13 protein-coding genes are annotated in these 11,729 nt (G+C 50.4%); 5 read left to right on the forward strand and 8 right to left on the reverse strand.

The window, feature by feature from the left end; all coding sequences use genetic code 11:
* From HMPREF9412_RS12775 to HMPREF9412_RS12790, 4 genes are all read right to left on the reverse strand, one after another.
* Positions 1-1,513: sensor histidine kinase (locus tag HMPREF9412_RS12775; RefSeq protein WP_009591959.1), on the reverse strand; the 1,513-nt coding region annotated here is incomplete at its 3' end.
* On the reverse strand, positions 1,495-3,054 hold the full coding sequence (locus tag HMPREF9412_RS12780; RefSeq protein WP_009591961.1) for an extracellular solute-binding protein: 1,560 nt from the start codon (positions 3,052-3,054) through the stop codon (positions 1,495-1,497). The genes HMPREF9412_RS12780 and HMPREF9412_RS12775, both read right to left, overlap by 19 nt.
* Before the next feature lie 181 nt (positions 3,055-3,235).
* Entirely contained in the window at positions 3,236-3,667 is a 432-nt protein-coding gene (locus HMPREF9412_RS12785; protein ID WP_009591953.1) for a hypothetical protein, read from the reverse strand.
* A 47-nt stretch (positions 3,668-3,714) separates the two neighbouring features.
* Positions 3,715-4,344 (reverse strand): stalk domain-containing protein, encoded by a 630-nt coding sequence (locus tag HMPREF9412_RS12790; protein ID WP_009591955.1) that lies wholly within the window; start codon positions 4,342-4,344, stop codon positions 3,715-3,717.
* Positions 4,345-4,550: 206 nt separating this feature from the next.
* Between HMPREF9412_RS12790 and HMPREF9412_RS12795 the strand changes: the two genes are divergently transcribed.
* The 5 genes from HMPREF9412_RS12795 to HMPREF9412_RS12815 all read left to right on the forward strand — a co-directional run bounded on the left by HMPREF9412_RS12795 (position 4,551) and on the right by HMPREF9412_RS12815 (position 8,091).
* Complete coding sequence (locus HMPREF9412_RS12795) at positions 4,551-4,742, forward strand: hypothetical protein (protein ID WP_009591956.1); 192 nt, start codon at positions 4,551-4,553, stop codon at positions 4,740-4,742.
* Positions 4,743-4,882: 140 nt separating this feature from the next.
* Positions 4,883-5,227: a hypothetical protein gene (locus tag HMPREF9412_RS12800; protein ID WP_036672078.1), complete on the forward strand. Its 345-nt coding sequence runs from the start codon at positions 4,883-4,885 to the stop codon at positions 5,225-5,227.
* A 237-nt stretch (positions 5,228-5,464) separates the two neighbouring features.
* Complete coding sequence (locus HMPREF9412_RS12805; protein WP_009591954.1) at positions 5,465-5,956, forward strand: cation:proton antiporter regulatory subunit; 492 nt, start codon at positions 5,465-5,467, stop codon at positions 5,954-5,956.
* A 3-nt stretch (positions 5,957-5,959) separates the two neighbouring features.
* Complete coding sequence (locus HMPREF9412_RS12810) at positions 5,960-7,204, forward strand: cation:proton antiporter (protein WP_009591957.1); 1,245 nt, start codon at positions 5,960-5,962, stop codon at positions 7,202-7,204.
* Positions 7,205-7,221: 17 nt separating this feature from the next.
* Positions 7,222-8,091 carry a YitT family protein gene (locus HMPREF9412_RS12815; RefSeq protein WP_009591963.1) on the forward strand — a complete coding sequence of 290 codons (870 nt, stop codon included), beginning with the start codon at positions 7,222-7,224 and terminating at the stop codon, positions 8,089-8,091.
* A gap of 184 nt (positions 8,092-8,275) precedes the next feature.
* On the opposite strand, the gene HMPREF9412_RS12820 is transcribed toward HMPREF9412_RS12815, so the two are convergent.
* From HMPREF9412_RS12820 to HMPREF9412_RS12835, 4 genes are all read right to left on the reverse strand, one after another.
* A complete protein-coding gene (locus HMPREF9412_RS12820; RefSeq protein ID WP_009591958.1) occupies positions 8,276-8,491 on the reverse strand; it encodes a DUF2905 domain-containing protein in 216 nt (71 codons plus the stop codon).
* A gap of 105 nt (positions 8,492-8,596) precedes the next feature.
* Positions 8,597-9,430 (reverse strand): carbohydrate ABC transporter permease, encoded by an 834-nt coding sequence (locus HMPREF9412_RS12825; protein ID WP_009591962.1) that lies wholly within the window; start codon positions 9,428-9,430, stop codon positions 8,597-8,599.
* Between the two features lie 2 nt (positions 9,431-9,432).
* Positions 9,433-10,326 carry a carbohydrate ABC transporter permease gene (locus tag HMPREF9412_RS12830; RefSeq protein ID WP_009591951.1) on the reverse strand — a complete coding sequence of 298 codons (894 nt, stop codon included), beginning with the start codon at positions 10,324-10,326 and terminating at the stop codon, positions 9,433-9,435.
* Between the two features lie 78 nt (positions 10,327-10,404).
* The gene (locus tag HMPREF9412_RS12835; RefSeq protein ID WP_009591960.1) at positions 10,405-11,718 is read right to left on the reverse strand and encodes an ABC transporter substrate-binding protein; all 1,314 of its coding nucleotides are present in this window, start codon (positions 11,716-11,718) and stop codon (positions 10,405-10,407) included.
* Positions 11,719-11,729 lie beyond the last annotated feature (11 nt).

The following is an 11,729-nucleotide window of genomic DNA, read 5'->3' on the forward strand; positions in this document are numbered from 1 at the left end:
AAGATTTGCCCTCCATGCCGTGAATGATGGCATTTTCCACCAAAGGCTGAAGCAGGAGCTTGAGAATCGGAACCCCCTTGCTCTCTTCCGAAATTTGATAATCCACAGTGAAATTGTCCATGAAACGAAGCTGCTGGATTCGTAAATAGTAGTGCAGGTGGGTAATGCTCTCCTCAATCGTAAACACCTGTCTGCCCTTGTTCAGGCTCAACCGGAAAAACTTCGACAGGTTCATCACCATCTCGCTGATCTCATCCGCATCGTAGTTTTTGGCCGTCCAATAAATCGAATCGAGGGTGTTATACAGAAAATGCGGATTGATCTGGGATTGCAGAAACTTCAGCTCCGTTGTCGTCAATCGCAGCTGCTGCTCGTAGTGATCCTCGATCAGATGCTTCTGCACGACAGCCATTTTGTTAAACGACTGGATGAGAAAACCGAATTCGTCCTTCCGCTTGGTGTCGACATGAATGTTCAGCTCTCCGCTGCTGAGCCGTTTCATCCCGCGCGACAATTTCAACACAGGTGAGGCAATCCCGCTGTACACCACCCATGAAATGATAATGGCCAGCAGGATGCTCAGCCCGATGATCGCAACCGTGAACAGGCGCAGCTGATCGGTCTCTTTGTACAGCTCGCTTTTCGGCTGAACCAGCTCAAGACGCCATGTGGAGTAATCCGAATCAATCGTGACCGTCATCTCCTTGTCGGTAATATCCTCCTGATACACTCTTCCGGTCTCCACCACCACTTCTCCCCTTTCGTTCAGCAGGGCGATGCGGCTGTTCTCGGACGGGAGCAGCGTCTTGATGATATTCAGCAGCTTGCTTTTATTAAAAGACACCACCAGCAGATTCGACTGCCGTTCGCTGTTGTACAGGTCCATGGCCCGAATCAGGGAAATGCTGTCCGTATTGGTCATCTGGCCAAACGTAATGCCCTCCGCCACTGGGGCTTCCGACATGACGTAGGAAATCCCCGTTCCGTTCCGTCGCGCAGCTTCCACCAGCCATTCCTGCTGCGTCTCGCCCGTCAGCTTTTTGCCGCCGTAATGGGTAGAGATGAACATGTTGGAAGCCCGATGATACACCGTAATTTGGGATACGAACCGGTTTACCGAAACGGAATTCGACAGCTGCTCCAAAATGTGCGAGAAATCCACGATCGATTGAGGGGAGAAGTTGGTGCTGTTTTTGTTAAGAAGCTCGTTCATTCCTGGATCCCCTGCAATCAGGGTCGATATCTCCTCCACGTTTTGCAGCGCCAGATCAAAATGATTCATCGCCGACGACAGCGCCATCTCCGTCCTCCCCACCGCCTGTTCGTAGAGAATATCCCGGGACCGCTCTACGGCGAAGAGGCTGATAATGACCAGCGGCAGCAGGATCAGCAGAAAATAACCGGTCAAGCGGGTTTGAATGTTCTGCGAAAACCGATCCCGGATCCAGCGAAACAAGTCGATCACTCGGTCCCCCGCGCTCTTGGCCGCCAGCATTATTGTTTGGAGTACCATTCATTCACTTCCTTCGTGATTTCATCTCCCCCTTCTTCCTTCCAGGTCTTCACATAGTCGTCGAATGCGTCCAGCGGCTCAAGCCCCATGATGATTTTCGTGAACACATCCTCCAGATTTTTAAGCTTCGTGTTGTATTTCGTCATCCCGGGGGTAGGAACTCCGTAGAATGCATTCGGAATAATATGCTGATTGATCAGCTGCAGATTGTTGTACAGATTGAAGTCCCCGAGCGAATCAAGCCGTTCCTTGAACAGCAATTGATCCGGCACGTCGACAAGGGACTGGTAAATGCCGCGGTATAAATGCTTGTCGTGCAGCGCGAAATCCGTTACGATCGCCCCGTCCTCCCAGCGCCAGATTTCGTTCTCGAAGCCGAGTTTCAGCGTCTTGTAGTCGCTGGCAACGAAGTCTAAAAACTGGATTACTTCGGCAGCCTTCTCCGATTCGGCCGGTATGACGTTATAACCTCGTATGATGTCCTTCCCTTCAACGCCTTTAAATCCGTCCGGTCCCGTCGGATACGGAAGCGGCATCCATTCGGCCTCGGGGTCCTTGCTCATATTGGCCGCAATCGGTCCGCGCGTATCGTACCAAGCCGCGGAGAACAGGCCGACCGTGCCGTTTTCTATTTTTTCGAACAGATTGTTTTGCAGGTTTAAAGGAAATTCCCGATCGAGCAGGTTCTCCTGATACAGCTTGGCAAAAAAAGCGAGGGCTTCCTTCGTTTCCGGCAAAATGCTTCCGTTCACCAGCTGCCCGTCCCGTTCAAACCACGTATTCCGCTGCGTGCCGAAAGCGCCGAAAAACGGCGAAGACCTTCCCAGGCTCGAGGTCAAGGTTAAACCGATCGTATCCTGGACCCCATTACCGTCAGGATCATCCAGGGTGAAGGCACGAATGACTTCGTAATATTCCTCCAGCGTTTCGGGCGGCTGTAAGCCGAGCCGATCGAGCCAGTCCTTCCGGACATACATCAATTCGGCTCCAGTCACCTCATTCAAGCTCGGAACCGCATAGATTTTACCGCCGTACCGGACCCGATCCCAGACCTCCGGCGGAATTTTTTCTTTCAGGTGAGGGCCGTACTCGTCGATTAATTCATCCAGCGGCATAAAGGCCTTCTGCTTGACGTAATTGTCGAACCACACCGGCTCGTACGTATGGAGCATATCCGGCAAATTGCCTGAGGACATAATGACATCGAGCTTCTCGTTGTATACCTCGGGCGGAGGAAGATTGACTCCGATCTCGAGCCCCGTACGCTCTTCGATGTAATTCAGGTACGGATTGTCATTCTCGTCCATTCCTGCAGGGAACGTCATCCCCAGACTGGAAATGACGATGTTGATGGATGCGCCCTTGGGTAGATTCTCCGGCGGATTCTCCTCCTCCGAAGACCCCGGGCCGTTGCACCCGGCAGCAAGGAGCATCAAAATTACGCATACGGGAAGCAATAGAACGTTACCTTTAAGCAGCCTTGACACCCCTCGATCACCATGTTGACTAAATTCATCATTACAGGCCGTGTTCTTCGGCATATGTCCTCACTCCCTCCAGCTAGTAAGCTAATATTACTATATAACGATTATGTCGTGAGTAAGATCACCTTAATAATCATTCTCCTAATAAAGCGCTGCTTCCTTCACCCCGCACAAAAAGAAAAAGCCGACCCTGGTCATTCCCGAACCAGGGTACGGCTATTCATGAAGCAAACAGCTTCTATTTCGGCTCCTCTTGGTCGCCGCCATCCTCCAGCAGCGGAACCTCTTTGCGCTGCTCTTCCGCTTGAACTTGAATTACTTCGAACGTTCGGCCGCAGTGGGCGCAAAATTTGGCATTCACGGCTGAACTGTTCCCGCACCCTCGGCATATTTTCTCATCCGTAAGGTTGGCAATCTGGAGCAGATTTTGTTCGATTTCGAAATTCAATTGATGAATCTTGGCCACGTAGCTTTGGATGCTCTCCTGATCAGGCGGCCACTTCCCTGCTTCGGTTGAAGCGAATACAACCTTGCCGATTTCCAGGAGCTGTTCGTCGATATCGCTTTTTTTGCCGTTGTTCTGCAGCTTTAACCGATTGATCTCCACCAGCGTTTTAGCTTTGTTTCCGGCGTCCGATACGCCGGCTTTAAATTTATCAAAAAAACTCAAAGCAAACTCTTCCCCTCTCTGTTCGCAAAATGGAATCCGTGTTTATTTTATTCCTTAAACGATATTCTCAGAATTTTATCATGCTCGGTATAGTTCACGCCAGCGCCCAGCCCCCGTGCAAACACCTGAATGGGAACATACGTCACGCCGTCAATCACTTGGGGAGCGACCGCAACGGTTTCCGATTTGCCATTATAATAAACGGTTTTGCTTCCGATCGTGAGCGTGACTTTATGATTGCCTCTCTGCACGCCGATGCTGGCCGCATCGCGATTCCAGTTGACCTTAGCCCCCATGCCCTCCGCAATTTCCCGCAGCGGCACCAGATTGATGTTGTTATACACCAATGGCTCGCTATTAAATTTTACCACGCTGCCGTTGACGTAAACCTTAAGGCCGGACTTAGCATAAGCCGGAGCCGCGGGCTTCGGCGCTGCAGGCTTAGCCGTGCTCTTTTGCGATGATTTCGACTTAGGCGCGGATGAAGACGACTTGCTTCCGGAAGAGCTCCCACCGCCGTTATGATAATGATACTCGCCATATGACAGACCCCAGCGTTCGCAATTGGTTCGGCAGGTATGCCCTCCGTTGGCATCCGTTCGTCCCGGATGCGCAGATACGACAGAGCCGGATACAAGCAATAAAGCAAGGGTGCAGCCTATCCATTTTTTCTTCATGCCTAAATAACCCCTGGTATAATATTCCTCTACTATTCTAGCATATTCTTATATAGCTGATTGATATATAGAGTTACACTATATAGAAGGTGAATTGTTACCAGGCCGACGTTCCTGCATTGTTTCACTTTCATCTCCCGCGTTTATTCGTTACATATAACAGATCCTTTTGTGCCACAATATTGCCAGAAAGGAATGAGAGCCTAATGAGCAAAAAGAAACCTGAATTTGACGGTCAATTCCCCGGCGTGGATCCGATCCCCGAGCCCGACCGGCCGGATCAGGCCGCAACCGATAAACTCGACGATCTTGTCCTCGGCGTTTTGGAAGATAAGGATCAAGCGAAAGCCGATATCGGGCCCGATACGGAAAACTATGATAAGCTACGCAAAAAATAGAAAAAGCATCGCTTCTATATAATGTAAAAAATTGAATCGATCTGTAAAAGTGTTCAAAAATAATTTATCGTTCTCATTTTGAGAACGATTATTTTTATGTTATGATTAACATAGAAGCTTGGGACGAAGGGGGAGTAACCGTGAACTGTTTCTTAAAAACGGCAAGAATTGCATGGATGCTGGTGCTTGTTCTGGTTACGGCATTTGCCCTATATATTCCCGTCCAGGAGTATTACAGCAACGAAACCCAAGATGAGCGGTATGTTTACAAGCATGACCATCATCTGAAAGCGGCTGTTCTGAAACACTCTCAAATTCTCTCCAAACTTAAGGCAGCCGGCAATACCATAGCGCTGTTCTTATTGATGTCGGCCATTGTGATGCAGCAGGCTCCCAAAACACGTCTGCCCTATCGGCCGATTATTCCGCTTCGACTCCGGCTTTTAGTATTATTCCCCATTAAGTTCACATCGAAGTTCGTCTAGTCCTCCACACTTTTTCGCATTCCAACTGACTGCGGTTTCTTAAATTTGCCAATTTTTCTTTTCCCATGCAACAACAGTAAACAGCCTGCGCAGATTGACCTGTGCATTAGGGTTTATTAAAGACTGTGCAATTTCATCGTGAATGGATTGTTTTATTTGGCTGCGTGTATTTTTGATATCCGTGTGATCGGTGTGCAAAACAACTAAAAAGTGTATTTCTTAGGAGGACTCTAATCTATGCATGTTCGCGAAACAGATTTGCCTGGAATCGGTAAGAAATTCGTAATTGATACCCGCGGTGGCGATAAACTGGTCATCATCATTCATGACGACGGCCGCCGTGAAATGTACCATTATGAATATGACGATCCGGACGAAAGCATCTCCATGATTTCCCTGGACGATGACGAGGCCCGTCAAATTGCGGCCATCGTCGGCGGTCTCACGTATAAACCGAAGGCGCTCGAAACGATCGACATGGCGCTGGATGAATTGATCATCGAGTGGTACCGCATCGAGCCCCACTATTACGGGGCAGGTAAATCGATTGGCGATCTGGGCGTACGCCAAGCCTCAGGCGCAACCATCATCGCAAGAGTTGACAAAAACAGCAAACAAATCAATCCCGGACCTGACGTTATCATTACACCGGATTCGACGCTCGTCGTCGTAGGTGAACGTCAACAACAGCGGCTATTTAAACAAATCTTGATGAACGGACGTGGTTGATGAATGGATCATTTGGTTTTAGAAGTAGGATTGGCGATTGCCTTGATCGCCCTGGCGGGGTTGCTATCAGCTAAACTCCGGTTTTCCGTCGTCCCTTTCTATATTCTGGTGGGGATGGCGGTTGGGCCTCATGCTTTTCATTTTGGATCTTTCGATTTTCGTTTTATAGAAAGTGCTCCGCTCATCGACTTTATGGGGCGGATCGGCGTACTCTTCCTTCTGTTCTATCTCGGACTCGAGTTCTCGGTCGGCCGATTGATCAAATCGGGCAAGTCCATCGTTGTAGGTGGCAGCATCTACATTGCCATTAACTTTACACTTGGACTGATGATCGGGATCTTTGCCGGATTTCCCTTGGCGGAGACGCTCATTGTCGCAGGCATAACGACCATCTCCTCGAGCGCTATCGTAGCCAAGGTGCTGGTCGACTTGAGAAGAACGGCGAATCCGGAGACCGAGATGATCCTCGGGATCATCATGTTTGAGGACGTATTCCTCGCTGTATATATCTCGATTCTTTCCGGGCTCGTATTGAGCGGCTCCTCGTCGCTGGGCGGCGTCCTGATATCTGCCGTGATCGCTCTTGGATTTATGCTGCTAGTCATTATTATCGGGCGTAAAGCCGTACCGCTTCTGAATAAAGCATTGAATATACGGTCTAACGAATTGTTTGCCTTGGTCGTATTCGGCGCGTTGTTCCTGCTCGCAGGATTCGCTGAAACGATTCATGTTGCCGAGGCCATCGGCGCGCTGCTCGTCGGGCTTGTTCTGGCCGAAACCGAGCATCGTGAACGCATTGAGCATTTGATATTACCATTCCGCGATTTCTTTGGAGCCATATTCTTCTTTAGCTTCGGTTTAACGATAGTACCGTCCGAGCTTGGCGGAGCTGTGTGGTTATCGCTGATCGCCGTGATCATCACGCTTCTTGGCAACTTCATTGCAGGCATGCTTGCCGGCCGCAGCGCCGGATTGTCTTCGAAAGCATCCTCCAATATCGGTCTGACGATTGTATCCCGCGGGGAGTTTTCCATCATTCTCGCCAATATGGGGAAAGCCGGCGGGCTTGCAACCTTCATTCAACCGTTCGCAGCCCTGTATGTACTGATACTCGCCATACTCGGACCGCTGCTGACCAAGGAGTCCAAGCACGTCTATAACTTCTTGAACAAGATATTTAAATTTAAAGATCATAAGGAGAAGAAACCGGTTAAACCGAAGCTAAAGGATAAAAGTGCCAGCGGATAAAGGAGGGTACATTGCCTATGGTTCAAGCCCCGGTTCGGACAACGAACGGTGCACAAGAGGCCGCAAGCAAGGCAAGTACACGAAGAAGACTGAGCATGGCTGCCATCGGAGGACTGATCGCAGCGTTCGGTTTGGATTTATTTCTTGTTCCTAGCGGAATCATCGCGGGCGGCGTAACGGGAATCTCTGCGCTCGCTTCGCATCTGACGGGACTTCATACGGGCATGTTTTTGTTTGCATTAAATCTGCCCTTGCTTCTGCTGGCCTATCGCCGGTCGAACCGGGAAAAAGCCGTCATTGCAACCGTCGGGCTGCTGACGTTTTCCGTATGCTCGATCTTGTTCTTTCCGATTCCCGCTCTCATCGACAGCAAGATCGGGAGCGCAGGCATCGGCGGCATTTTCCTCGGTCTCGGCATCGGCATCGGCCTTCGTTACGGCGTCGTCCTGGATACGCTCCAGATGCCGAAGATCCCCCAGCAGCTATCGCAGCTGCTGACCCGGCTGAAACTGCCCTACGTCCATATCATGATCAATCTGTTGGTACTGACTTTGGCGGGGCTCCTCCTCGGCTGGGAACGGGCGATGTATTCGGCCATCGCGTGCCTGATGGCACTGGAGACCGGGCGCGTTACGACTTCAAGCCTTCCGCTTAAACGGGAGGTACGGATTCGAAGCATCAGCGAAGCGGAAATCCGGCACACCATGAAAGCCATCATGGGGTATGATCCCCAATCGGCACAAGACAAGGGTGAAGGCGCGAACCACGGTGAGCCCGCCCATTCGCAGCAGCTGGTCTACCGGGTTCATATTCTGGAAATGCCCAGGTTCAAATCCATCGTGTTTAGCTTGGATCCGAATGCCGAAATCACCATCATCCAAAAATAAATCGGCTTTTCCATTTAAACAGGCCGGTTAGGGGTACCCCTAACCGGCCTGTTTTTTTTAGATATCAGAAAGTATAAACTCCAAAGCTTAGGCGCCTTCCTGATATCGCAAGAAAAACATCCCCTAACCGCGGTCTGTCTTCTGGGAAAGTGCGTCGATAGACGTTTTTCTTATGAAATCCCGACTATTTGCGAAACTGCTGGATCAGAAACAGAATCAACGAGCCCACCACGCTGATGACGAGGCAGGTTACGATCGGAAAATAAATTTTGACATTGGGTTTATCCACGACGATGTCGCCCGGCAGCCGGCCGACGAATCGGCCAATGACAGGCCACAGCAGCCCGATCACGATCAGGGCGCCGCCAATCCATAATAGAGCCTTTGTTACAGGATGCAAGTTACGTCACCTCATTCATCAGAATACGCAGGTTTCCTTGTATCATAATGGATTTGAGGTGCCGTCAGCAAGGGCTGGGCTGGTCCGGTCATACGGACCGAGCCGTCATCCTTTCACCGCTCCCGCCGTCATCCCGTCAATAAAGTATTTCTGAAAAGCCATGAACAAGATGAAAATCGGAATGATCGAGAAAAAAGAGCCGACAATCAATAAATCATAGTTGTTCCCGTAAGGAGTCAACAGCGTCTTCAACCCGATCGGAAGCGTGTACTTGCGATCATCGCTTAGCACCATGAACGGCCACAGGAAATTGTTCCAGCTGTTCATGCCGTTCAGAATCGCCATGGCTGCAAAGGACGGCTTCATCACGGGCAGGATCAACCGTACATAGATCCCGTATTCGCTGGCCCCGTCGACCCGACCTGCCGCAATCATTTCTTTTGGAACCCCTCTTAAATACTGCCTGAAGAAGAAAATCGTGGCCGCGCTTGCGATCCCCGGCAGCACAATCGCCGAGTACGTATTCATAAGGCCCAGATTGTACGTCAGGGAGTATAACGGTAGAAGAAGAATTTCAAAAGGAACCATCATAATCAAAAGCACGCAGATAAACAAAAAGTTCTTGCCGATAAAATCATAGGCTGCAAACCCATAGGCAACGGTTGCGCTGACCAGCAGGGTTAACGTGACCTGCACCACCGTGAGGAGCAAGGAGTTAATAAACCACATGAAGTAGGAGTGATCGCCCGTAAACAGGTAGGCGAAATTGTCCAGGCTCATCACCGACAGATCAAATTTCAAATTCAGGCCATACCGAATCAAATCCTCGCCGGGTTTGAAGGAAGCGATGGTGACGGCATAAAAAGGCACCAGGATCAGAAAGCACAGTATGGAGAACAAGATCAAGAGGATTATTTTGACCAGCGTTTCTCTTCTCATCCTCAATCCTCCTTCTTGAACATGCCGGAGAGCTTCAGCTGCGTCAGGTTAATGATCATGGTGATTGCCAGCAGCACGATCCCTACAGCGGCGGCATAACCCAAATTGTTCTTCTCGATGCCTTGACGGTACAGGTAACCGACAATCGTGAGGCCGATATTCTTCGGAGAATTGTTGCCGTTCCAGAGCATCATGCTTTCGATAAACATGGCAAGCCCCGCATAAATGCTGATCGTTAACACATAAATCGTGGTCGGCTTCAACAAAGGCATCGTGATTTTGGTAAACTTCTGAAAGGCCGAGGCCCCGTCGATGGATGCCGCCTCATAGTATTCACCCGGAATGTTCTTGAGTCCCGATAAAAAATAAAGCATATTGACTCCCGTCCACCGCCAAGTGGCGAGAGCCACCAGCGCGATATAGCCGGTGACCTGTCCCTTCAGAAACTTCACCGGATCGATCCCGAACCACCCCAGGATGCTGTTGATCAGGGATCCTTCCATCTCGCCGAACATGAGCCGGAAGATGGTGCCCGCCACAACGACCGACGTCAGTGCAGGGAAGAAAAAAGACGACTTGAAAAACTCCCTCCCCCACATGAACTTGTTGTTGATCAGCACCGCGAACAGCATGGGAAACGGAATCAGGATCAGAAGCGTCAACACCATGTAAATCGCGCTGTTCGTGACTGCCTTCAAAAAGACGCCGTCCCCCATCAGCTTCCCGTAATTAGCCAAGCCGACCCAATCCGCTTCCTGCCCCAGCTGCGTTTTCTGAAAGCTCATGCTGAATGAGCTGCCGAGCGGAAACACCCAGAACACGAGGAATACCAGAATAAACGGCAGGACAAACACGTAAGGAGCAACCTTTTGAGAGTACAGAAATTTTTTAATCATGATTCGACTCCTTTAAATGAGAGCCGCTCACCGACGATCCATGAGCAGCTCTTCGTTTTTGTACCGTATAAGCGAACGTTATTTCAATTCCTGTTCGATTTGCTTCTGGGCGTCATTCAGGGCTTCGGTAATGTCCTTGCCGTCCTCAAAAATCTCGTTGAAGGTGGTTGTGCACAGGACGTTGTTGATGGTGGGCGATGCGGAGGTCGATTTGATTAACCGGATTTCATCCCGGATCTCATTCAGGACATCGAACGGGTTATTGACGAAATATTTCACGAACTGATTCTCGGCATTGTGCGTAACATCCTTCATATCCCAAACGTCCATATTGACCGGATCGAATCCAAGCGTGTTCCAAATTTCTTTATTGGCATCCAGGGACAGCTTGGCGAAGGCCAGAAAATCTTTTGCCAGCTGCACGTCTTTTGCCGTCTTGGTCACGACCGTGCCGGTTCCGCCGCCGCCAACGGACCGGGGCATTCCTTCTTCGATGACCGGAATCGGCGCGATGGCTATTTTTCCCGACAAATCGGACATGTAGTTGGTATATCTGGACATTTGCCATAACGGCATGAAAGCCGTGGCATAATTTCCTGCATTAAACTCGCCGTAGGCCTCTTCGGTGTCAGGCTGACCGCCGGCGATGGTGGCGATGACATTACTGTCCTGCAGATCCTTGAGCAGCGTCATGGCCTTCACCATCGGCTCCGAATTCACGATCGGATTGCCGGAATCGTCCGTCAGATCCGCGCCTTGCTGCGCGAGCAGCATGGAAGCTTGCCAAGCCGCGCTTGTATCGGCCGTCCCCATATATTTGCCGGTTTTTTCATATACCTGAATACCGGCCTGCTTGAAATCCTCCCAAGTCACGATATCCTGATAATTGACCCCGGCCTCCTCCATAATCTCGGTATTATAGAAGGCGACGGAAGCTCCGACATGGGTCGGGATGCCGTAATTCACATCCTCCTTGCTGTAAAGGTCGATACGGGATTTCACGATGGTATCCCGGTATGGATCAATGACGTCGTTGAGCGGTTCAAGCTGCGGCGTGCCGGCAAGGAAATCCGGAAACTTCCCAAGCTCGATATCCGCAATGTCGGGGGCACCCGTCCCCGATTGAACCGCGATGGATAATTTGTTATGCATGTCGTCATAAGGCATGACCGTTACGTTCAGCTTGATCTGGCGATCGGGATTCTCCGTGTTCCATTTGCCGAGCATTTTCTCGAAGTGCTGGCCGTGCAGCTCAACAAACGTCCAATACGACAGCTCCGTAGCGCTTTCTCCCGCCCCTCCGTCCAGAACCGAGGTTTCGCCGCCGGCATTGTTCGATTTGCCGCATCCCCACAGGAAGAGCGTCATACATAACACCATGAATACAACCATCCATCTTTTCA

The sequence above is a fragment of the Paenibacillus sp. HGF5 genome, from assembly GCF_000204455.1.
Taxonomy (GTDB): domain Bacteria; phylum Bacillota; class Bacilli; order Paenibacillales; family Paenibacillaceae; genus Paenibacillus_AQ; species Paenibacillus_AQ lautus_A.

Excerpts from the sequence above, each read along its gene's own strand:
- HMPREF9412_RS12815 (WP_009591963.1), top strand. The coding sequence starts at position 7,222 with ATGGTTCAAGCCCCGGTTCGGACAACGAACGGTGCACAAGAGGCCGCA.
- HMPREF9412_RS12805 (WP_009591954.1), top strand. The coding sequence starts at position 5,465 with ATGCATGTTCGCGAAACAGATTTGCCTGGAATCGGTAAGAAATTCGTA.
- HMPREF9412_RS12835 (WP_009591960.1), bottom strand. The coding sequence starts at position 11,718 with ATGGTTGTATTCATGGTGTTATGTATGACGCTCTTCCTGTGGGGATGC.
- HMPREF9412_RS12780 (WP_009591961.1), bottom strand. The coding sequence starts at position 3,054 with ATGCCGAAGAACACGGCCTGTAATGATGAATTTAGTCAACATGGTGAT.
- HMPREF9412_RS12790 (WP_009591955.1), bottom strand. The coding sequence starts at position 4,344 with ATGAAGAAAAAATGGATAGGCTGCACCCTTGCTTTATTGCTTGTATCC.
- HMPREF9412_RS12825 (WP_009591962.1), bottom strand. The coding sequence starts at position 9,430 with ATGAGAAGAGAAACGCTGGTCAAAATAATCCTCTTGATCTTGTTCTCC.
- HMPREF9412_RS12795 (WP_009591956.1), top strand. The coding sequence starts at position 4,551 with ATGAGCAAAAAGAAACCTGAATTTGACGGTCAATTCCCCGGCGTGGAT.
- HMPREF9412_RS12830 (WP_009591951.1), bottom strand. The coding sequence starts at position 10,326 with ATGATTAAAAAATTTCTGTACTCTCAAAAGGTTGCTCCTTACGTGTTT.
- HMPREF9412_RS12810 (WP_009591957.1), top strand. The coding sequence starts at position 5,960 with ATGGATCATTTGGTTTTAGAAGTAGGATTGGCGATTGCCTTGATCGCC.